The sequence below is a fragment of the Streptomyces sp. NPDC096079 genome (assembly GCF_040303145.1).
Lineage (GTDB): Bacteria > Actinomycetota > Actinomycetes > Streptomycetales > Streptomycetaceae > Streptomyces.
Map to the genome: position 1 here is coordinate 32505 of NZ_JBEOST010000029.1, position 21047 is coordinate 53551.

A 21047-nucleotide genomic window follows, 5' to 3' on the forward strand; every position below is an offset into this window, starting at 1 on the left:
CACCCCACCAGCGGTCGGCGGCCGGTGGGCTGTCGCGGGGTCAGTTGTCGACGAAGGTGAGGCTCGTCGTGTCGTAGCGGGTGCCCGCGATCCCCTCCGGCGGGGCGGCGGCCTCGATGGCCGCGAGGTCCTCGGCGGTCAGCTCCACCGTCAGGGCGGCCAGGTTCTCCTCCAGACAGCGCTGCCGCCGGGTGCCGGGGATCGGCACCACGTCGTCGCCACGGCGCTGCACCCAGGCCAGGGCCAGCTGTCCGGTGGTGACGCCCTTGGCCCCCGCCAGCTCGTTCAGCTGCGCGACGATCGCCAGGTTCCGTTCCAGGTTGCCGCCGGCGAAGCGCGGCTGGCTGCGGCGCACGTCGGTCTCGGCCAGCCCCTCGACCGAGCTGTACCTGCCCGTCAGGAAGCCGCGCCCGAGCGGCGAGAACGGGACCAGGCCGATGCCGAGTTCCCGGCAGACCGGGGCGATCTCCGCCTCCAGGTCGCGGGTCCACAGCGACCACTCGCTCTGGAGCGCGGCGATCGGATGCACGGCGTGGGCCCGCCGGATCGTCCGCGGACCGGCTTCGGACAGACCCAGGGCGCGGACCTTGCCGGCCCGCACGAGTTCGGCCATCGCCCCGACGGTCTCCTCGATCGGCACCTGCGGATCGACGCGGTGCTGGTAGTAGAGGTCGATGTGGTCGACCCCGAGGCGACGCAGTGACGCGTCGCAGGCCTGCCGGACGTAGGCGGCGTCGCCGCGGACCCGGGTGGGTTCGCCCAGGCGGTTGGCGAAGCCGAACTTCGTGGCCAGCACCACCTCGTCGCGGCGTCCGGCGACCGCGCGTCCGATGAGTTCCTCGTTGTGTCCGGCGCCGTAGAAGTCGGCGGTGTCCAGGAGGGTCACCCCGAGGTCGAGGGCGCGGCGCAGGGTCGCGGTGGACTGCGCGTCGTCCGTGGCGCCGTAGCCGTGGCTCATGCCCATGCACCCCAGGCCCTGCGCGGAGACCTTCAGGTCGCCGAGGTGCCGGGTGGGAAGGTCGGTCATGCTGCTGCCTCCTGCGCTCGGAATCATCGGTCAGGACGCTAGGTACTGGAGCGCGCTCGAAGTCAACCGAGCCCCGGGGTCTGGCCGTGGCTGCATGCTCTGCTGCATACTTTCCGTATGCCAGACACCAGCGTACGGATCGACGAGACCACGCGGGACCGGTTCAAGGCCCTCGCGGACGCCGCCGGGCTGTCCGTGAAGGACTACCTGGAGCGCGTCGCGGACGAGAAGGAGCGCGAGCAGCTCCTCGACACGGCGACCTCCGCCTTCCGGCGGGCCATCGGCGCTCCCGGCGTCGCGAGCCGCTTCGACGCCGACTTCGGCGGGCTGCCGCCGGTCAAGCACGAGTCCGAGCGGGCGGCCTGATCCCGTGCGGCTGCTCGTCGACGCCCGGTGGCTCCTGGACCGCCAGGAGGAGATCCTCCGCAGGGACCTCACGGTCAGCGACTACTCGGTGCTCGCCGGCATGGCCGCCCGTCACCGTGTGAACACCCCGCACCTCGACCAGGCCGACCCGGACGCCTTCTGGCGTGCGGCGGTCTTCCTCCAGGAGTGCGTCCTGCTCCGTCCGCTGCCCACCCGCAACGAGTTGTACGGGTACGGGGTCGCCATCGCCTATCTGGAGGCCTCCGGTCACCGGGTCGACACCTCGTACGAGCCCTGGCGCGACCTCATCCGCGACATCCAGAGCCTCCGCCTGACGAGCTACGACACGGCCGACCGGCTCCGCTCGTTCCGGCAGCAGTCGTAGGGGCCGGGAGGAACGGAGGCCGCGTCCGGATCAGTCCGGTGGGCGACCCGGGGCAGGTGACGAAGGGGTTACGGTCTCCCTTTGCGTCGCCGTTCGAAGGGAACCCTCATGACTCTGCCCGCATCAGGCAGGCGCGTCCTCGTCAGTGGCGCCTCGCGGGGCCTCGGGCGCGCGGTGGCCCAGGCGTTCGCGGCCCATGGCGACAGGGTCGCCGTCCACTTCGGCTCCCGCACCGAGGACGCCCGGGTCACCTTGAAGTCCCTTGCCGGGACCGGGCACGTCCTGGTCGGCGGCGACCTCACGAACCCGGCGGCGACGGCGGCCGTGGTGGACATGGCCACGGAGGCGCTCGGCGGGATCGACGTGCTGGTGAACAACGCGGCGGTGAACGTCCGCCACCCGCTGCCCGAGACGCCGTACGAGGAGTGGGTGGCGGTGTGGCAGCAGCACGTCGCGGTGAACCTGCTCGCCACGGCGAATCTGAGCCATCTTGCCGCGCGGCTCATGATCGAGCAGGGCACGGGCGGCCGGATCGTGAACATCGGCTCCCGCGGCGCCTTCCGGGGCGAGCCCGACCATCCGGCGTACGGGGCGACCAAGGCGGCGGTGCACGCGCTGGGTCAGTCGCTCGCGGTCTCGCTGGCCCCGCACGGCATCGCCGTCGCCTCCGTCGCCCCCGGCTTCTTCGCCACCGAGCGCGTCGCACCCCGCCTGGAGGGACCCGAGGGCGCGTCGATCCGCGAGCAGAGCCCGTTCGGCCGGGTGGGCTCGGTCGAGGAGATCGCCGCCGCCGTACTGTGGCTCGCGTCCCCCGCCGCGGAATGGTCCTCGGGGACGATCCTCGACCTCAACGGGGCTTCTTACCTGCGGAGTTGACGAACGGGGTACGAGAAAGGGGCGCCGCCCCGACCGGCCTCGGCCGTCGGGGCGCGCCTCACGCCTCCTCGACCTCCCAGCGGAGCAGGTCGCCCGGCTGGCATTCCAGGACCTCGCAGAGCGCGGCGAGCGTCGCGAACCGTACCGCCTTGGCCCGGCCGTTCTTGAGCACCGCCAGGTTGGCGGGGGTGATCCCCACCCGGTCGGCCAGCTCGCCCACGGACATCTTGCGCCGGGCCAGCATCACGTCGATGTCGACGGCGATCGGCATCAGATGACCTCGTCCAGTTCGGCCCGCATCCGCGTCGCCTCGACGTCCCGTGCGACGGCCTGGGCCAGCAGCATCCGCAGGACGAGCACGATGAGCGCGACCCCCAGGATGGCCAGGCCGATGCCGCCCATGATGACGGTGACCCCCGGGTCGTCCCGCTGGCCCGGCGCGTTGACGGCCGTGACCGCGAACCACAGCAGGGCGGCGGCCACGATCGAGCCGATGACTCCGTCCACGTACCGGAAGGCGGCATCGGAGAACACGGTCCCCTTCCGCACCATCGCCACCAGCCGCCACACGCAGACCAGGGCCACCTGGGCCGTCAGCATGCCCAGGATCACGATCACGCGCAGCGCGGTCAGCGGCATCGAGCCGTCCTCCGGGTCGCTCCCGCTCACCAACACCCACAGCATCAGGGCTTGCACGCACACGGTGCCGGTGAACACCACCGCGAGCACGGCGCGCAATGCGCGCACTGTCAGATGTCCCACGCCCCCTCCTTCCATCGAATCACGATGGGAATCTATCGAATTTCGATAGACCACGCAAGGAATCGACGGCTCCGAGGTGACGTCGCCCGCGCAGGGTCGTTTCCTCGGTATGCATGTCTTTCAGACGAACGGCACGCCCGACCGCACCGCCCCCATACCCGCCCCGCGCGCGCCGTCCCGTGACGCGGCGGAGGCGGCGCTGGTCGAGCACTACCCGGCTCTCGTACGCCTGGCCCATCTGATCCTGCCCCCGCCGCTGGGCCGCCACCGCCGGGTGCTCGCGGCCCACGCCCTGGTGCAGCGCAGCCTCGCCCGAGGCGGGAGGACCCGCGGCGGCGACGCGGCGGACTCCGCTCACGATTGGCTCCGCGCGCGGGTCGTCCGCGGGGCACTGCGCCCGCCGCTCACGGTGTCCGCCGGGATGGCCCTGCCCAGGGCGCTCGGACTGCGCGTCTTCCCCCGGGCCGGCGGCACGGACGAACTCGCCCTCGACCGCGCGCTCGCCGCGGCGGAGCCCGCGACCCGTGCGGCCCTCGCCCTGACCGCTCTCGACGGACTGCCCCCGGCCTCCGCCACCGCCCTGTTGCGCGCGGCCGGCGTGACCGATCCCGAGCGGGCCCTGAGCGGCGCCGAGCGGTTGAGCGCGACCTGCGGACCCGGTACGGCGGCTCTGCTGCGGGGGCCGGAGTTCGATCCCTGCACGGTCCATCTGCGCCCCACCGATCTGCTGGGCCGCCGCCGACGGATCCGGCTCGCCGCCCTCGCGGGATCCCTGGCCCTGCTGACCGGGGTCGCCGTCGCCGCCCTCGGCGGGTCCCCCGCGTCCGCCCCGCGCTCCGTGGTGTCCGCCGCGCCCGGAGAAGTCGTCCCCGTGCGCGTCCCGGGCGGGCGGTGGGCCGACACCTCCCGGGTCGACTTCACGGCCTGGCCGGCCCGCGGCGACCGTGCCGCCGACCCGAAACTGCTCCGGCGGGCCGTGGCCGCGTGGACGGAGCGATCGCCCCGCGCGGCCGGGTCCGAGCCGCCCGCCCTGCTGTACGCGGGCGACGTCGACGGCGCGAAGGTCGTCCTGCTGTACACGGGCCGCGGCCTCGTGCGCTACACCGAAGCGGGCGCGGGCCGCGGTCGCCCCTCCCTGGTGGAGGCGCGTGCCGACGACAGCGACGTGACGACGGCGGCGGCCGTCGTCCTGACCCGGACCGGGGGCCGGGCGCGGTACCTCCTGGCCCCCTGGATCGCGGAGGCCGGGGTGCGGGACCTGCGGCATCCCCGTACCGACCTCCGGCCGCTGGACATCACGCCCGACGGCGTCACCGGACCCGTGGAGGACGCCGGACCGCGGACGGGACCGGGAGGCTGCGACGGCGTGACGGCGCTCCAGCTGCGCTCGTCGACGCGCATCGTGGAGGACCACGCCTTCCTCCTCGTCGATCTGGGCGGACTCAGCCCCGTCCATCTCACCTGGACGCCGCTGCCCGCCCCGGGGGAGCCGGCGCGCCGGCCGCGCGAGGCCACGGGCCCGCTCGGTCTGGCGGCGTGGTCGCACTCGGCGTGTTCCCTCCCGCTGCTGAGGGACGCCGGTGTCCGCGCGGTCAACCGGTGGGAGTTCGCCGCGCAGACGCTGCCCGAGCGGGCCGGGCGAGGGCTCTGGGTCTGCTCGCGGGCCGACACCTGGGAGGGGCGGGGGCGGGTGGACGTCACCCTGGAGGTGCCCGGCCGCACCGTTCCCGTCACGACGGTGCGCTCCACCGCGGCCTGTGGGCGTTTCGGTCAGGACGTCCTCGCCGGAACGTTCTGGACGGCACCCCGGGGCGCGCGCTACCTGCTGGCGGCCGGCAGCCGGCGCGTCGTGGGCATCGACGCGGACGGGGCGCTCACGGCGGGCGCGCGCGGTCAGGTCCTCGCCGTGCGCGGCGACACGACCGCGCCGTTCCGGCTCACCGGGCGGCTCCCCGACGGCTCCTCGCTGCCGGGCTGGACCGCGCCCGTACTGGAGGGCGGCGGGTGAGGGTGCCGCCGTCATCGGCCGCACGGCGCCCGCCGCGCATCGATCGTGCGGCGTTCGCGCCGTAGAGTGGGCTCATGTCCGAAACGACCCATGGGGTCAGCACCGGCGCCGTGGCCCGGCGCCTGGGCGTCTCGCCCACCACCGTCCGTTCCTGGGAGCAGCGGTACGGGATCGGGCCGGCGGTCCGGGCGAGCGGCAGGCACCGGCGGTGGATGCCCGGGGACATCGCGCTGCTGGAGGAGATGTGCCGGCTGACGGCCACGGGGGTGCCCCCCGCTGAGGCCGCGCGCGTGGTGCTGGGGCAGCAGCCCGGGGACCCCCGGGGCGGAGGCGCACCCCCGGGGGCCGGGCCGGCCGCGGACGACGGACCGCCGCTCGGCGACGTCCGGCGGGAGTGCCGTGGCCTGGCCCGCGCGGCGGTCCGGCTCGACGCCGCGGCCATGGAGGCCCTGCTGGGACAGGTCATCGCCGACCACGGGGTGGTCGCGGCCTGGGAAGAGGTCATGGTGCCGACGCTGCACGCCGTGGGGCGCACCTGGGAGTCGTCCGACGACCGGTACGTCGAGGTCGAGCACCTGCTGTCGTGGCACGTCTCCACCGCTCTGCGGCGAGCCGCGATGGCCGGCGCCGGGGCGGTGGAGGGGCCTCCCGTGCTGCTGGCGTGCGTCCCGGCGGAGGCCCACACCCTGCCGCTGGAGGCCCTCGCGGCGGTGCTGGCCGAACGGGGGCTGCCCTTCAGGATGTTCGGGGGCGCGGTGCCGGCCGAGGCCCTCGACGCCGCCGTGCGCAGGTCGGGTCCGGCGGTGGTCGTGTTGTGGTCCCAGGCGCGCTCCACGGCCAGTCACGCCCTGGCCCGGCACGTGGCGGGGACGTCGTTCGGCCTGCGGGGCGCCCGGACGACGCCCCTCGTGCTCCTGGCGGGTCCCGGGTGGGCGGGGCCGCCGCCCGGTGACGGTCTGCTGCGGCCGGGTGGGCTGCGCGAGGCGCTCCAGGTGATCGCCGCCGTCTACGAGGACCCGGGCCACGGGTCCGGGTCCTGAACCGCACCGCGTCTTCCGGGCGTTCGCCCAGCCGCCCGGTCCCGGAGACCCCGCCCGTCCCGGTCAGTCCTTCTCCCGGGCGTGGCGGAAGCGGGCCAGGCCGTCCGCGAGCTCGATGAGGGGGTCCGGGTAGTCGTACGCGGCGCGGTCCAGTCCCGTGAGGGTCCACGGCTGGTGCACGGCGGGCGCCGGCAGCTCGGCGAGCTCGGGGACCCAGCGATGGACGAAGCGGCCCTCGGGGTCGTAGCGCAGGCCCTGCCGTACCGGGTTGAGGACCCGGTTGGGCCGGGTGTCGGTGCCGGTGCCCGCCACCCACTGCCAGTTCAGCTGGTTGTTGGCCACGTCGCCGTCCACCAGGAGACCGAGGAAGTGACGGGCGCCCTCCCGCCAGTCGATGTAGAGGGTCTTGGCGAGGAACGAGGCGGTGATCAGGCGTCCCCGGTTGTGCATCCAGCCCTCGTGGGCGAGCTGGCGCATCGAGGCGTCGACGATCGGATACCCGGTCCTCCCCTCGCGCCAGGCGTCCAGGTCGGCGCGCGCGTCCGTGTCGCGCCGCCAGCGGTCGCGCCGGGGCCGGTAGTCCTCCGCCGCGGTCTCGGGGCGGGCGGCCAGCACCTGCTGGAAGTAGTCGCGCCAGCACAGCTGCCGGACGAACGCCTCGGCGCCGGGCCCGCCGCGCGTCCGGGCGCGGTGCACGGCTTCGAGGGGCGAGAGGGCGCCGAAGTGCAGGTACGGGGAGAGCCTGGACGTCACGTCGCCGGCGAGGTCGTCATGGCGGTCCTCATAGGCGTCGACGTGCCGGGACAGCCAGGAGGTGAGCCGCTTGCGGCCCTCGCTCTCTCCGCCGGCTGCCAGGCCCGGGGACACGCCCGCCACCTCCGATCGTGCGGGGAGGCCCTCCGAGCGCACCGTGTGCGGGACCCTGACCTCGCGCGGGGCCGGGAAGGGCTTGCGCAGGGGTTCCTCGCTCCAGCGCCGGAAGTACGGGGTGAAGACGGCGTAGTGGTCGGCCCCCTGGGGCGTGAGGTCGCCGGGCGGTACGGCGGTGGTCACGGCGTCGTGCACGTAGAGACGGCAGCCGTCCGCCTCCAGGGCGTGCCGGAGTCCCTCCTGCCGGGCCCGTGCGAAGGCGGAATGGCCGGCCGCGACGTGCACCTCGTCGGCCTGGGACTGCCGGACCACGGCCCGTACCTCGGCGACCGTGTCCCCACCGCGCACCACCAGCCGGCCGCCCCGGTCCTGGAGTGCCCGGTCGAGGTCGGCGAGGCAGTCCGCGAGGAAGGCCAGTCGGTTGGGGGCCGCGAAGCCCGCCCGGTCGACCGCGGGGTCCCGGACGAACAGCGGAACGACCTCGTGCGCGCCCTGCACGGCGGCCCGCAGCGGCGGATGATCATGCACGCGGAGGTCCGACGTGAACAGGACCACGGAAACAGTCATGACGAACTCCCGGACATCGGCCGTCGAACGTACGGAGGAGCCCGGCCGGCCGACCACCGGGCTGCCGTCACTTCCCGGCGGGAGCGCGGCTCGGATGCACGTCGCGGGCCCGTCCTCCCGCCGTGGAGATCGCGGATGCCCCCGCCCGTCCCATTCGACGCACTTTCGACGCGCATTGTCGAGCGAGGGTGTTTCGGTGGAGCGTCGTGGTGAGGGGTGCCCCGCCCTTCCGGCCCTTCCGGCCCTTCCGACCGAGGAGCACGCCATGAACGCCACGCGGTATGCCGAAGGACCCCAGCAGGACGTCGCGGCCCGTTTCGCCGCGGGGGACGAGGACGCCCTCGCCCTGGCGTACGAGCAGCTGGGCCCCCTGGTGCACACCCTGGCCTGGCGCTCCCTCGGCAACGTCCAGGACGCCGAGGACGTCACGCAGCAGGTCTTCCTCGCCGCGTGGCGGGGACGCGCGGGGTACCGCAGCGAGCGCGGCACGCTCACCGGGTGGATCGTGGGCATCACCCGCCACGTCATCGTCGACGCCCTCGCCGGCCGCACCCGCCGCGCGGCCACCGAACGGGCCGTGGCCCGGAGGCAGGAGGCCTCGATCCGGCACTTCGGCGGTGACGAGAGCGAGCTGACCCTCGACCGGGTGATGGTGCTGCAGACGATGACGTCCCTGTCGCCCGTACAGCGGCGTCTGGTCGGCATGACCATCTACGGGGACATGACGCACGCCCAGATCTCCCGGGAGACGGGGCTGCCGCTCGGCACCGTGAAGAGTCACATCCGCCGCGGCTTCCTGGCGCTGCGCCGGGTGATGGAGGCGTCCGCCTGAGCACCCGCGCGGGAGGGCCCCTCCGGCCCGAGCGTCCCGGCGGCCTTCTCGGCGGTCCGTGCGATGTTCCTCGCCATGCCGCCGAAGACCACGGCGTGGAAGGGCGCGACGCTCCACCAGTACACCTGTCCGGCCAGTCCGCGCGGATGGAACAGCGCGCGCTGCCGGTAGCGCGTGCGCCCGTCGCCGTCGCGGTCCGCGGCCATCTCCAGCCAGGCGAGGCCGGGGAGCCGCATCTCGGCGCGCAGGCGCAGCAGCCGTCCCCGTTCGATCTCCTCGACCCGCCAGAAGTCCAGCGCGTCACCGACCCGCAGCCGCTCGGCGTCGCGCCGACCACGGCGCAGGCCCACTCCCCCGACGAGCCGGTCGAACCAGCCGCGCACCGCCCAGGCCAGCGGGAAGGAGTACCAGCCGTTCTCGCCTCCGACGCCCTCGATGACGCGCCACAACGCGTCGGGGCTCGCGTCGACGGTGCGGGAGCGCCGGTCGGTGTAGAGGCTGCCGCCCGCCCATCCCGGGTCGGTGGGCAGCGGATCGCTGGGCGCGCCGGGCAGGGACGCGGAGGACCAGCGCGTGGTGACCTGGGCGTCGCGGACGCGTCGGAGCGCGAGGTCCAGGGCCCGGTCGAAGGGGATCGGGGACTCTGGTCGGTCGGGGACGTACCGCTTGATGTCGTGCTCGGAGCAGACGACCTCGTAGCGCAGCGACTCGGCGAGCGGCCGGGCCAGGGACGCCGGCACGGGCGTGACGAGTCCGATCCACTGGCTGGACAGGCGCGGCGTGAGCATGGGTACGGAGACGATGAGCCGCCGGGGCAGCCCCGCGACGGAGGCGTAGCGGATCATCATCTCCCGGTACGTGAGGAGGTCGGGGCCGCCGATGTCGAACGTCCGGTTCACGTCGTCCGGCATCGTCGCGCTGCCGACGAGGTAGCGCAGGACGTCGCGCACGGCGATGGGCTGGACCCGGGTGCCGACCCAGCTGGGGGTGACCATCACGGGCAGGCGTTCCGTCAGATAGCGGAGCATCTCGAAGGACGCCGAGCCGGATCCGATGACGACGGCGGCGCGCAGCACGGTGGTGGGGACACCGGAGTCGAGCAGGATCCGGCCCACTTCGGTCCGGGAGCGGAGGTGCGGGGAGAGCTCCCGCACGGGGATGTCCGTGGGGACGAGCCCGCCCAGGTAGACGATCCTCCGGACGCCCGCGGCGCGGGCCTCGGCGGCGAAGGTGCGTGCGGCGCGGCGGTCGGCCCGCTCGAAGTCGGTCCCCGAGGTCATCGAGTGGACGAGGTAGTAGGCGACGTCGATGCCGCGCAGCGCGGGCCCGAGGCTTTCGGGGTCCGTGACGTCGCCGCGGACGATCTCCGCCTCCCCGGACCAGGGCAGGTCGGTGAGCTTGTGCGGACTCCGGGCGAGGCAGCGGACCTGGTGTCCCCGGCTCAGCAGCTCGGGGACGAGTCGGCCGCCGATGTAGCCGGTGGCCCCGGTGACCAGGCAGCGGAGGGGGTCTGACGGTGGCGAGGGCGTGGCCATGGAGTTCTCCGTTCCTCGGACGGGCCGCGGTGCGCACGTCACTGGACCTCACTTCGCGCGTACCGCCGCCCGTGGATGCGCCGGCGGCCTCACGTCGACCGTAAGGCGCCCGTCGGCCCGTGGCCGGGCGACGCTCCCGAGCTCCGGCGGCCTCCTCGGATCCGTGCGTCTCCTCAGGCCGCGCCGGCCGGCGGGCCCGCCGCCTCCCTGACCGCGTCCTCGATCCGCTCGGCGTCGCCGACCGCCACCGTGACCAGCCGGTCCGGCGCGAACGCCTCCCGCAGGGCCGCCGACGCCTCCTCCACGGTGACGGCAGCGGCCCGCCGGAACGCGCCCGGCAGCGTGGCGGGCGCGCGGCCGTCGAGGACCAGCACGGCGATCTCGTCCGCGACGGCTGAGGCCGTGAGGTACCGCAGCGGCGCGGCGTCCACGATCTGCGCCACCGCCGCCGCCCGCTCGCCCGCGGTGATGCCGTGTTCGGCCACGTCCCGCAGGATGCGGCGGACGTCGGTCAGCGCGTCCCCCGTCACCGAGGTCTCCACCGCGCCGGTCACCACCGCCAGCGAGTGCTGCACGACGGCGAGGAGCCGGCTGTGGAAGCCGTACGTGTACCCCTTGGTCTCGCGCAGTTCCCGGTCGAGGCGGGCGTTGACCGAGCCGCCGAGGCTGTGGTTCCCGATGAGCAGCGCGTCCCAGCCGGGTGCCGTCCGCGCGGTCGCGGCCCGGCCGAGGACCAGCCGGGTCTGGACGGCCCCCGGCCGGTCGACCACGATCACCGCCGGGACGTCCCGTACGGGCGGGGCCGGCGGCGCCTGAAGGGTTCCCGGCTCGCCCTCCCACGCGTTCAGGACCCGGCGCAGCGTCGCCTCCGTGCCGTTGCCCGCCAGGTCGCCGGCGACCACGACGGTGGTGGCGGCGGGCCGCAGGAAGCGGCGGTGGCAGGCGACGACCGCGTCCCGGTCGATGCCGCGGACCGTCTCCTCCGTGCCGCGCGCGGGGCGGCTGCGCCGGTCGGCGGGGTCGAACACCGCGCCGTGCAGCTCCAGGGCGGCCCGCCGCTCGGGGTCGGCCCGGTTCCGTGTCAGGGCGTGGACGCGGGAGCGGACGAGCCGGGCCACCGAGGCGGCCGGGAGCAGCGGTTCGCGCAGGGCGTCGACCAGCAGGGCCAGGGCACGCCCCAGATGGGTGACCGGGACGTCGAGGGTGATGCGGAGGCCGGCGTGTTCGGCGCCGACCCCGAGGGTCGCCCCGCAGTTCTCCAGCTCGCGGATGAAGTCCAGCGAGCTGAGGCCGGGCACCCCCTCGACCAGGGCACTGGTGGTGATGCCGAGGACGCCCTCCAGGTCGCGGGGTTCGAGGGCGAGCGGCGCGGCCACGACGATCTCGACGCTCAGCACCTCCTGACCTGGGCGGTCGCAGGTCAGCAGGGTCACGCCGTTCGCCAGCACGTCCACGTGCGGCGCCGGGAAGAGCCACGGCTCCACCGGAACGGGCACGGGCCGCTCCGGCCGCGCCGCGGCGGCCGGGTGGGGCGGGGAGGCGGAGACGGGCGCAGTCATGCGGGGACCCTTCGCGAAGGACCTGCGGGCGGGGAACCGAGGGCGAGGTCGGGTACGGGTGACAGGTCGGGTACGGGTGACAGGTCGGGTGCGTGAGCGCGGTCGGGTACAGGTGACAGGTCGGGTACGGGTGACAGGTCGGGTACGCGGTCGGGTACGGGTGACAGGTCGGGTACGTGGTCGGGCACGGGTGACAGGTCGGGTGCCTGAGCGCGTTCGGGCGCTGCCTAGCGAACCGCCTCCCGCGCGGGCTCGTACGTGAGGACCGCCCGGCGCGCCGGGGCGAGCAGCTCGGCGGCCGCCGCGGCGACCTCCGCCGCGCCGACGTCGAGCACGCTCGCCAGGTGCCGGTCGCAGCGGGTCGCGTCGCCGAAGTACGCCTCCTGGGCGCAGAGTTCGTCGGCGCGGCCGGCCGGGTGGGCGAGCCGGTCGTGCCAGTCCCTGCGGATCTGGGCGCGGGCCCCCTCCAGGGCGTCCTCGGTGACGCCGCCGTCGGCGAGCCGGTCGATCTCCTCGTCCACCGCGCGCTCCACCGTCGCCGGGTCGGCCCCGGCGAGGGCCCGCACGTTGAGCTGGCCGAGGGACGGTGCCCGCACGAGCGGCATCAGCGAGGCGCGCGCCGTGTGGGCGAGCTGGTCGCGCCGTACCAGCCGGTCGTGCAGGCCCCGGCTGCTCATGCCGCCGAGGAGGGTCAGGGCGAGGTCGGCGGCGGCGCAGCCGGGTGTGCCGTACGGGGGGAGCTGGTAGGCGGCCATGAACGCGGGCCCCGGTACCGGTTCCACCACGTGCCGCCGCGCCTCGGCCGGGCGCGTGGGGGCGCCCGCCGTGAGGGGGGCGGTCTCCGTCCCGGACGGCGGGAGGTGTCCGAAGTGGCGTTCGGCGAGCTCCATGACCGTCCCGGGGGCGACGTCGCCGACGACGGAGAGGATCGCCCGGTCCGGGGTGTAGTGGCGGCCGAAGAACGCCCGGCAGTCGTCGAGGGTGACCTCCGCGAGGTCCTCGGGGCTGCCGGCCGGCAGGGCGCGGAAGGGGTGCCCCGCCGGGAAGGACATGGAGACCAACCGCTCCCAGCCGGTCCCGTACGGAACGTTGTCGTACCGCTCGCGGCGCTCGTTCAGCACGACGTCCCGCTGGGTGGCCAGGCTCTCGGCGGTCAGGGCGTCGGGCAGGCCCCCCATGCGGTCGGCCTCCAGCCAGAGGACGAGCTCCAGCTGCCCGACCGGGACGAGGCTGTGGAAGGCGGTGCGCTCGAAGCCGGTGGCGGCGTTGGTGTGCCCACCCGCGTCCTCGACGGCCGCGGTGTGTCCGCCGGCGGGCACGTGCGTCGAGCCCTGGAACATCAGGTGCTCGAAGAGGTGCGCGAGACCGGTCCGGCCGCGCGGCTCGTCGCAGGAGCCCACCCGGTACCAGAGGCAGACCGCCGCCACCGGCACGGTCGGGTCCTGGGAGGCGACCACCCGCAGGCCGTTGGCGAGGGTGTGGCGGACGGGGTTGAGGACGGGCACGGTGCTCCTACGGCTCGGTGGGCGGCGCGGTCGTGTCCTGCGGCTCGTCGGTGTCGGCCGCTCCGGGCGGCGGGCCGGCGTCCTCGTCCTCCTCGCCATCGGTGCCGCGCAGCGCGCGGACCGGGCTGAGCAGCGGCCAGAGGGCCGAGGTGAAGAGGCCGGCGGCCGACAGGTACATGACCTCGGCGAGGCCGAAGCGTCCGCCGAGCCAGCCGCCGAGCAGGGCGCCGATCGGCTGGCAGCCCCAGCTGACGAAACGCGTGGTGGCGGTGACCCGGCCGAGGAGGTGGTCGGGGACCAGGCTCTGCTTCACGGTCTCGCTGATGACGAGGTTGACCACGACCGCGAAGGTCCAGGTGAAGGTGGACGCCGACACGAGGAACACGGCGAGCGGACGGTTGTCCCCCTGCGCGGCGAGCGGGACGAGGACGGCCGAGGCGCCGGGGGCGGCGTACGCCACGACGAGGGCCCGGCCCTGGCCGAGCAGCCGGGTGAGGAAGGGCGTGCTGGAGGCGCCGAGCAGACCGGCGACGCCGCCCGCCATGCTGGTGGCGCCGAGCAGGCCGGGACTGAAGCCGAGGACCCGGAGGACGAAGAGGGTGTGCACCGCGAAGAACATCGCGTGGAAGATGTTGAAGTGGGTCGCGGCGAGGATCATCGGGCGCTGGATGCGGTCGTCGCGCAGCACCCGCAGCCCCTTGAGCACGGCCTTGCGGTGCGTCTCCTTCTCCGGTGTCCCGGTCTCGTCGCCTGCGGGGCCCTGCTCGGCGTCCGCCGGGTCGGCGGACGGCGGGGCCTTCGGCAGACCGGCCAGGGTGAAGCAGCTGACCAGGTACGAGAGGCAGTCCACGACCAGGGCGACGGGGGCGCTCATCACCTGGATGAGCAGACCGGCGAGGCCCGGTCCCGCGACGGTGCCGACGGAGGTGCTGGCCTCCATCCACGAGTTGGCGCGCTCCAGTTGGCGGCGTGGCAGCAGCCGGGGCAGATAGGCCGACATGGCGCTGTCGAAGAGCAGGGTGAACGCGCCGACCAGGAAGACCACCGCGTACAGCACCGGCATGGTGAGCGCGTCGAGCCAGAAGAGCAGGGGGATCGCGAAGAGCAGCAGTCCCCGGGCCACGTTGGACACGATCATGAGGGCGCGCCGCTCGTACCGGTCCGCCCAGACGCCCGCCGACAGTCCGAGCAGCAGCACGGCGGCGGATTCGGCGGCTTCCAGGACGCCCATCTGCCACGGGGTGGCCGCGAGGGTGGTGACGGCGGTGATGCCGATCGCCATGAAGGTGATCTCGGTGCCGGCGAGGGACAGGGTCTCGCCGGACCAGAGGCGGAGGAACCCGGTGCCCCGGAAAGGGGCCTTCCTCGGTTTCTCCTTCGCCCTCCCCTTCGGCTTCCGCTGCTCCGGTACCTGCTGCTGATCGGTCATGAGGTCGTCGGACACGTGCATGTGCTCTCTTCGCTGTGGGTGATCTGCTGGCGCGTGAAGTCCAAGGCCGCCCGCCGGCCCAGCGTGGGGCACGTTCCGCTGCACAGGAACTCGACGATGTCATGCGCGAGCATGGCGGCGACCACTGTATTGGCGGGGCCGAAGGAGAAGGGGGCGGGTGCGGTGGACCGGTCCTCGACGTCCCGTTCGCGGTCGGTCAGGCCGCCGCGCCGGTCGCGTTCGAAGCAGGTCCAGCAGCCGCCCCCGGCGGGGTCGAGCACCGGGCCCCACAGGCCGACGCCGACGCCGACCGCGCCGATCGTCGTCGGCGTGCCGGTTCCGGCCGCCCACTCCGCGACCACGGCGGGCAGTTCGGGCGGGGTGTCGGCGGCCACGACCACCAGGTCCAGGTCGTCGGGCAGGGCGGCGGCGAGGTCTCCGGCGACGGTGATCCGTCTCCGTACGCCGGTGGTCTCGACGTCGGTCCGGATCGAGACCAGATAGTCGGCCAGGGCCTCGGTCTTGGGCCGTCCCAGGTCGGAACGGGTGTACGTGAACTGCCGGTTGAGGTTGTGCGGGGCCACCCGGTCGTCGTCGACGAGCCAGAACCGTCCCACGCCGGCCGCCGCCAGGTGCTGGGCGACGATGCCGCCGAGCCCGCCGAGGCCGATCACCCCGATCCGCGCGGTGATCAGCCGGTGCTGGGCCGCGCCGGTGTCGGGGGTGAACAGGCCGAGGTAGTCCACCTGCCGCTCGTACGTCCGGCCCGCGAAGTCCGCGGCGGTCGCGGCCGGTTCGGTCGTGACCCAGCCGAGGTCCCGGAGCTGGTCGAGGAGCGCGGTGGCAGCGCCGGGGCGCCAGGCGGCCCCGAGCGCCTCCCGCGTGGTGCCTTCGCGCAGGCGCAGCAGCGCCTCGCCCAGGCCCGGCCGGGCCCCGCCGATGCGGAGCAGCCGGGGGCCGAGGGTCAGCAGCGTCTCGTCCGGGGTCTCGTGGACGGCGACGGCGGGCAGCAGGCGGACGGTGTTCAGCTCCCCTCCAGGTGCTGCCCCATGGCGATGGTGTAGCGGCCGACGGCGTCCCGGGTGAAGGGCTCGACCCAGTGCCAGCAGTCCTCGCGGATGGGCATGAGGGAGACGCTGTTGAAGACGGGTTCGACGAAGAACTCCTGGTCCTGTCCGTTGCGGAAGGCGAGCCGTCCGCCGGACTCGGGGGTGTACTCCTCGTCGAGGTAGAAGTTGACCGCGAGGACCCGGCCGGGCACCAGGTCCTGGTGGGCGCCCAGGGCGTCGGAGCGGCGGTACGCGGCCAGTTCCATGGTGGTGTGCTTGCGCAGGACGAGGCCGGTGCCGGAGCCGATCCAGTCGCGCAGGGCGTCGGTCAGCACGGAGAAGACGAAGAACTCCTGCAGGGTGCGCTGGTGCCCGGGGTCCATGGCGCCCTCGTCGAGCAGGGCGTGGATGTCCTTGACGACGAACTGGGCGATGGTGACGTCGTCCTGCTCGTCGACCTCGTCGTCCCAGAACTCGGTCTTGCCCAGGCGTCCTTCGTACGTGGCGGCGTGCCGCGACCAGGTGGGGATGGCGCGCATCGCGGCGGCGAGGTCCGTGGCGAACTCGGGGCGCAGGAAGTCCCGCAGCTGCAGGGGGTGGACCGGGTCCCCGTGGTACCAGTCGCGCAGCCGCTCGACCGTGGACTCGGTCAGGTACCGAGGCGCGACGTAGGGGGCGGCGCCGGCGAGGGCCGGCGGAACGGGCGACGACGACCGTGTCGTGGTGCTGGACATGGTTCTCCTCACGGACGGGGGTGGAGGGGCTGGCGGCCGGTTGCGGAGCAGGGGCGGGGTCAGGTCAGGGCGGGCTCCGGGCGTCCGGTGGCGGCGACGGCGGTCAGCAGCCGGGCCTCGACGAGCTGCCGCAGGACGGCGGCGCCGCCGGCCGCTCCGTACGCCTGCGTGAGGTCGCGGCGCGTCAGGGGTGTGCCGTCCAGCCAGGGGGTGAGCCCCCGGGCCACGGCGGCGGGAAGGACGGTCCGCTCGCGTCGCAGGACGTGCGTGACGACCAGCTCGTCACCGCGCGGCAGGACGTCCAGGGACGCCACGCCCAGCCGGAACGCCTCGCCCTCGCCGGGCAGCCGGTCGAGGAACTCGTCGCCGGTGCGGCGCATGTGGGCGGAGCCGTGGCCGATCGCGAAGTCCTGGTAGGCGCGGTGGACGCCGGTGCGCTCCTCGCGCGTCATCGCCGGGTCGATGTTGCCCAGGTGGTTGAGCGCGTACTGCGCCTGGTTGGCGAGCCCGGTCCCGTCGCCGCCGACGACCAGGCCGAAGCGTTCGGGGTGGCGGCCCACCTCGGACGAGCGGGTCGCCTCGAACGGGAAGACGGTGAAGGACTCGATGCAGTCGGCGAGTTCGGCGACGTCCCGCAGGGACTCCATGGCCTCCTCCACGGTGGTGGAGGGCAGGTCGGGGATCAGGTTGATCCGCAGCTTCATGCCGGCCTGGTGGGCCTCGCGGATGAAGCGGAGGTTCTCCTCGCGGTCGGCGGACTTGTGGACGAGCTTCAGGACGCGGGTGTTGGTGGTCTCCATGCCGATGACGAGGTACTCGCAGCCGGCCCTGACCATCAGCTGGAGCAGTTCGGCGTCGAAGCGCCGGTCCACCATGGCGAAGGAGTTCCAGGTGATGTCCAGGCCCCGGTCGAGGACCGCCTGGGCGAAGCGGCGGGCGAACGCGGGCGGGATCGACTCGGTGATCAGCTCGAAGCGGCGCACCCCGTGGGTGCTGACCTGGTGCTCCAGCTCGGCCATGAAGCTCTGCACGGAGCGCCCCCGGTAGGGCGGGGAGCCGTCGTACAGTTCGACGAAGTCGCAGTAGTCGCACTTGCCCCAGTAGCAGCCGCGCGCCTGGACGATGCCCATCTCGGGGCCGACGAGCCGGGCCATGAGCACGGGGTCGTACGCGGCGGGCGGCAGCGCGTTGGGGTGCAGGCCCGCCGTGGGCGGGGTGTGGACGGGGGTCCCGTCGACGAGGGCGGAGACGCCCGCGACCTCGCCCGGCCGCCATGCTCCGCCGTCGGCCTGCCGCCACAGGGCGAGGAGCGGGGCCTCCCCGTCGAAGCGCACGACCGCGTCGACCTGGCGGTGGACGTCGAGCAGGCGGGCGAGGTCGTGCTCGTTCATCAGGGAGAGCGTCGGGCCGCCGAGCACGATCCGCACATCGGGCCGGACCTGCCTGACGGCCTCGGCGAGCAGCAGCGCGGGCACGAGCTGCGGGCCCATGGGGACGGACACGCCCAGGAGCCGGGTGTCACCGGGCAGCCGGTCGGCGAGGCCGAGCGAGGCGTAGTACGCGCGGTAGACCAGCGTCCGGTCCGAGCGCAGCAGCGCCGGGTCGGTCAGCCACTCGGCCTCGGGGTCGATGAGGTACGGCCGCGCCAGGGCGGACAGCAGGAACTCCGGGCCGGACGCGGCGGCGAAGGTGTGGCGGCCGCGCTCGTCGAAGAGGGCGTCGCGGTGGCGGGCGAGCCAGCGGCCCGCGACGGCGCTCATCTCCTCGGGGTGGCGGCCCTCCAGTCCGACGAGCCGGCCGGCGCCCGCCTCGGCCAGGTGGCCGGGGTCGAGCAGGTGCAGGGCGAACTCCTCGTTGAGGTCCCACTGGTGGGTGCGGACCTTGCGGCTCTGCAGGAAGCCGGCGAGGACGGCGGTCGACGGGAAGTAGCGGCCGAAGCTGGACTCGACCAGCGGGGGGAAGGCCAGGACGACGGAGCCGTCGCGCGCGGGGGGCGCGTCGGGCCCGGGGTTGCCGTCCGGTGTGCCGGGTGTGCCGGGTGTCATGTCACTTCACCTCACCGGGAGTCGCGGGTACGGCGGCGATGCTGACCGTGTGGCGTCCGACGCGGTCGGCGCGCCAGGGGGTGACCCAGTGGACGCAGCCCGGCCGGATCGGCATGACGGACAGGCTGTTGAACCGGGGCGGCATCAGGTGCTCGCGGCCCTCCTCGTCACGGAAGCCGAGGATGCCGCCGTCGTCCGTCCCGTAGCCGGGGTCCAGGTACAGGTTGAGGACGAACAGGGTGTCCGACTCGGCGTCGGAGTGCTCGCCTAGGGTGTCGCCGCGCCGGTAGCGCGCGAACTCGACGTTGGTGGTCAGCGGCCCGCCCGGGGCCGTCCACCGGTCCAGCACGTCGCGGAGGGCCGTGCCCATGCCGGCGAAGACGAAGAAGTCGGAGAGCCGGGCGCGGTACTGGGCCGGGTACGGCGAGTCCTCGTCGAACAGGGCCGGGATGCCCCGGGCGACGTCACGCACGGCGGCCCGCTCCTCGGGTGCGGCCGCGCGCCATTCGTCGGGCGTCACCGGCCGGGTGGCGCGCCGGTCCGCATCCCACAGGACGGCCGAGGTCTCCCACGTGGGCATGGCCCGCACGGTCTCGCCGAGCGCCCGCGCCTGCGTCTCGGGCAGGAAGCCGTCGAGGTGGACGGGACGGGCGGGCCGGGCGGTCAGCAGAGCGGCCAGTGCGTCGAGTTCGGCGGGAGAACGGTCGACGGGGCGCAACGGGGTGTCAGGAGCGGGGGTGCCGGGGGCCGTGGTGGCCGGGCTGCGCGTCATGCTGTTCGGCCCTTCAGTGGTCGCGGACGGGCACGGCGGTTCGGGCGGGGTCGGCCAGGGATGCGGCGCGGGGGCCCGCCACGGCGGTACGGGTGAGATCGTCCAGGGATGCGGCGTGGGTGCCCGCCACGGCGGTACGGGTGAGATCGTCCAGGGATGCGGCGTGGGTGCCCGGCACGGCGGTACGGGTGAGATCGTCCAGGGGCAGGGCGCCCGTGGCCGCCACGGCCGGGGCGGGGTGTCCCGGTCCGGTCAGGGTGACGCTGTTGACCTGGAACAGCGGCACCACCGGCGCGTGGTCGAGCACGACGGCCTCCGCCTCCCGCCAGGCCTGCTCCGACTCCGGCCCCCCGGCCGCGCCCAGCGCCCGGTCGAGCGCCGCGTCCACGGCCGGCTCGGCGAACCCGAGGGCGCGGGCCTGTCCCGCGGTGCTGTGGAAGCCGGTGAGGAAGCCCGCCACATGGGCCAGCGGGGCCGGGTTGATGGCGTACAACAGCTCGTAGTCGAGCGTGGCGGCGGCCCGCGCGAAGGCCTCGTACGACAGCGGGCGGAGCCGTACGGGATGGCCGAAGCGGGCTTGGAGGTCCGACGCCACGAGGGCGGCGGCCTCGCCGTTCGGCGCGAAGTCCGCGTAGCTCAGGGCGAGTTCGGCGCGCCGACCCGGTGGCGGGAGGCGTCCGGGGAGCGACGGACCGGCGGGGCCTCCGTCGTCGGAGCCGCCCGCCCGCGGCTCCCACAGGGCCGAGTAGCGCGGGAGCGGGAGGGCCGCCCCGCACAGGCGGGCGCCGGCGGACCGCCGGTCGAAGCCGGCGGAGAAGGCGCGTCGTCCGGCCGGGGTGGCGAGCGGGCTGTCGAGGCCGGGACGCACCCACAGCTGACACGCCATGGACAGTGCGCGGACGGTCGCGCCGGGGCGGGCGGCGGCCTCGGTGAACCGGTCGGGCGTGAGGCCGGTGTTGACGGAGAGGTCGAGGCGGCCGTCGGCCAGGGCGGCGAAGGCGGCGGACCGGTCGGCGTACACCTGGAAGGCGAGCCGCCGCGGGGTGCCGGGCCCGGTGCGGCGGGACGGCTTGCGGCGCAGCTCGATCCGGCCCCGCGCGCGGTCGGCCAGGACCGGCCGGAAGGGGCCGCTCGCGGTCCAGCCGCCGTCGGGCGTCTCGCGGACCGGAGCGGCGCCGGGGAAGGCGAGCAGCTGCGGCAGATAGGGCAGCGGCAGCGCGGAGCGCAGTTCGACGACGGGAGCGCCGTCGTCCGGGTCGGGGACGACGCGGGTGGTGACCGGGGAGCCGGTGCCGTGGGGGTCGTGGGCGGCGGGCAGCGGCAGGCAGGTGGGTCCCCAGGCCCGGTGGACTCCGGCGGCGATCTCCTCGGGGCGGACCGGGCTGCCGTCGCCCCAGCGCTGTCCGGGGGCAGGCCGCAGCAGCCACGTGTGTCCCTCGCCGGGCCCGTCGGACGGGGTGACGGAGACGAGTGCGGACGGCTCCGTGCCGGGACCGTCGGCGCGGTCACGGGTGAGCGGGTCGACCAGGGCGTCCAGGACGGTGGCCTGGTTGAAGTCCACGACGTGGAAGGGGTCCAGGCTGAGCGGCCAGGCGTCGAGGTCCACGACGAGGGTGGTGTCGGGCCCGTCGGATCGGGCGTACTGGATGTCCACTTCGGCCACAACTCCCCCCGGTCGGTCGGCTG

The 21047-nt window shown here is 74.6% G+C and carries 19 protein-coding genes; 6 read left to right on the forward strand and 13 right to left on the reverse strand.

What is annotated here, in order from left to right; translation table 11 throughout:
* Positions 1 to 40: 40 nt before the first annotated feature.
* Positions 41 to 1027, reverse strand: a complete 987-nt coding sequence (locus tag ABTY59_RS34285) for an aldo/keto reductase (protein ID WP_352023034.1) — start codon at positions 1025 to 1027, stop codon at positions 41 to 43.
* Between the two features lie 117 nt (positions 1028 to 1144).
* Between ABTY59_RS34285 and ABTY59_RS34290 the strand changes: the two genes are divergently transcribed.
* From ABTY59_RS34290 to ABTY59_RS34300, 3 genes are all read left to right on the forward strand, one after another.
* Complete coding sequence (locus ABTY59_RS34290) at positions 1145 to 1393, forward strand: antitoxin MazE7 (RefSeq protein WP_352023035.1); 249 nt, start codon at positions 1145 to 1147, stop codon at positions 1391 to 1393.
* Positions 1394 to 1397: 4 nt separating this feature from the next.
* Positions 1398 to 1778 carry a toxin Doc gene (locus ABTY59_RS34295; protein WP_352023036.1) on the forward strand — a complete coding sequence of 127 codons (381 nt, stop codon included), beginning with the start codon at positions 1398 to 1400 and terminating at the stop codon, positions 1776 to 1778.
* A gap of 108 nt (positions 1779 to 1886) precedes the next feature.
* Positions 1887 to 2654 carry an SDR family NAD(P)-dependent oxidoreductase gene (locus ABTY59_RS34300; protein ID WP_352023037.1) on the forward strand — a complete coding sequence of 256 codons (768 nt, stop codon included), beginning with the start codon at positions 1887 to 1889 and terminating at the stop codon, positions 2652 to 2654.
* A gap of 58 nt (positions 2655 to 2712) precedes the next feature.
* On the opposite strand, the gene ABTY59_RS34305 is transcribed toward ABTY59_RS34300, so the two are convergent.
* The gene (locus ABTY59_RS34305) at positions 2713 to 2925 is read right to left on the reverse strand and encodes a helix-turn-helix domain-containing protein (RefSeq protein WP_352023038.1); all 213 of its coding nucleotides are present in this window, start codon (positions 2923 to 2925) and stop codon (positions 2713 to 2715) included.
* Complete coding sequence (locus ABTY59_RS34310) at positions 2925 to 3416, reverse strand: DUF2975 domain-containing protein (RefSeq protein WP_352023039.1); 492 nt, start codon at positions 3414 to 3416, stop codon at positions 2925 to 2927. Before ABTY59_RS34310 ends, ABTY59_RS34305 begins: the two co-directional genes overlap by 1 nt.
* 109 nt (positions 3417 to 3525) lie before the next feature.
* On the opposite strand from ABTY59_RS34310, the gene ABTY59_RS34315 reads away from it, so the two are divergent.
* Together ABTY59_RS34315 and ABTY59_RS34320 are read left to right on the forward strand one after the other, a co-directional pair.
* Positions 3526 to 5424, forward strand: a complete 1899-nt coding sequence (locus tag ABTY59_RS34315; protein WP_352023040.1) for a serine/threonine-protein kinase — start codon at positions 3526 to 3528, stop codon at positions 5422 to 5424.
* Positions 5425 to 5498: 74 nt separating this feature from the next.
* The gene (locus ABTY59_RS34320) at positions 5499 to 6464 is read left to right on the forward strand and encodes a MerR family transcriptional regulator (protein ID WP_352023041.1); all 966 of its coding nucleotides are present in this window, start codon (positions 5499 to 5501) and stop codon (positions 6462 to 6464) included.
* Positions 6465 to 6527: 63 nt separating this feature from the next.
* Here ABTY59_RS34320 and ABTY59_RS34325 read toward each other — a convergent pair whose 3' ends face one another.
* Positions 6528 to 7901 carry a cryptochrome/photolyase family protein gene (locus ABTY59_RS34325; RefSeq protein WP_352023042.1) on the reverse strand — a complete coding sequence of 458 codons (1374 nt, stop codon included), beginning with the start codon at positions 7899 to 7901 and terminating at the stop codon, positions 6528 to 6530.
* Positions 7902 to 8166: 265 nt separating this feature from the next.
* Between ABTY59_RS34325 and ABTY59_RS34330 the strand changes: the two genes are divergently transcribed.
* Positions 8167 to 8733: an RNA polymerase sigma factor gene (locus tag ABTY59_RS34330; RefSeq protein WP_352023043.1), complete on the forward strand. Its 567-nt coding sequence runs from the start codon at positions 8167 to 8169 to the stop codon at positions 8731 to 8733.
* Here ABTY59_RS34330 and ABTY59_RS34335 read toward each other — a convergent pair.
* The 9 genes from ABTY59_RS34335 to ABTY59_RS34375 all read right to left on the reverse strand — a co-directional run bounded on the left by ABTY59_RS34335 (position 8679) and on the right by ABTY59_RS34375 (position 21024).
* On the reverse strand, positions 8679 to 10268 hold the full coding sequence (locus tag ABTY59_RS34335) for an SDR family oxidoreductase (RefSeq protein WP_352023044.1): 1590 nt from the start codon (positions 10266 to 10268) through the stop codon (positions 8679 to 8681). The genes ABTY59_RS34330 and ABTY59_RS34335 overlap by 55 nt on opposite strands.
* A 173-nt stretch (positions 10269 to 10441) precedes the next feature.
* Positions 10442 to 11827, reverse strand: coding sequence for a M16 family metallopeptidase (locus ABTY59_RS34340; protein ID WP_352023045.1), 1386 nt, complete (start codon positions 11825 to 11827; stop codon positions 10442 to 10444).
* A gap of 227 nt (positions 11828 to 12054) precedes the next feature.
* A complete protein-coding gene (locus ABTY59_RS34345; protein WP_352023046.1) occupies positions 12055 to 13332 on the reverse strand; it encodes a M16 family metallopeptidase in 1278 nt (425 codons plus the stop codon).
* A 7-nt stretch (positions 13333 to 13339) separates the two neighbouring features.
* On the reverse strand, positions 13340 to 14782 hold the full coding sequence (locus ABTY59_RS34350; protein WP_352023047.1) for an MFS transporter: 1443 nt from the start codon (positions 14780 to 14782) through the stop codon (positions 13340 to 13342).
* The gene (locus tag ABTY59_RS34355) at positions 14758 to 15507 is read right to left on the reverse strand and encodes a HesA/MoeB/ThiF family protein (protein WP_352023048.1); all 750 of its coding nucleotides are present in this window, start codon (positions 15505 to 15507) and stop codon (positions 14758 to 14760) included. The genes ABTY59_RS34350 and ABTY59_RS34355 overlap by 25 nt, the downstream gene beginning before the upstream one ends.
* Positions 15508 to 15785: 278 nt before the next feature.
* Positions 15786 to 16544 (reverse strand): 2OG-Fe(II) oxygenase, encoded by a 759-nt coding sequence (locus tag ABTY59_RS34360; protein WP_352023049.1) that lies wholly within the window; start codon positions 16542 to 16544, stop codon positions 15786 to 15788.
* Between the two features lie 59 nt (positions 16545 to 16603).
* A complete protein-coding gene (locus tag ABTY59_RS34365) occupies positions 16604 to 18589 on the reverse strand; it encodes a B12-binding domain-containing radical SAM protein (RefSeq protein WP_352023050.1) in 1986 nt (661 codons plus the stop codon).
* A gap of 1 nt (position 18590) precedes the next feature.
* Positions 18591 to 19361, reverse strand: a complete 771-nt coding sequence (locus ABTY59_RS34370; RefSeq protein ID WP_352023051.1) for a 2OG-Fe(II) oxygenase — start codon at positions 19359 to 19361, stop codon at positions 18591 to 18593.
* Positions 19362 to 19374: 13 nt separating this feature from the next.
* Complete coding sequence (locus ABTY59_RS34375; RefSeq protein WP_352023052.1) at positions 19375 to 21024, reverse strand: ABC transporter substrate-binding protein; 1650 nt, start codon at positions 21022 to 21024, stop codon at positions 19375 to 19377.
* Between the last annotated feature and the right edge of the window lie 23 nt (positions 21025 to 21047).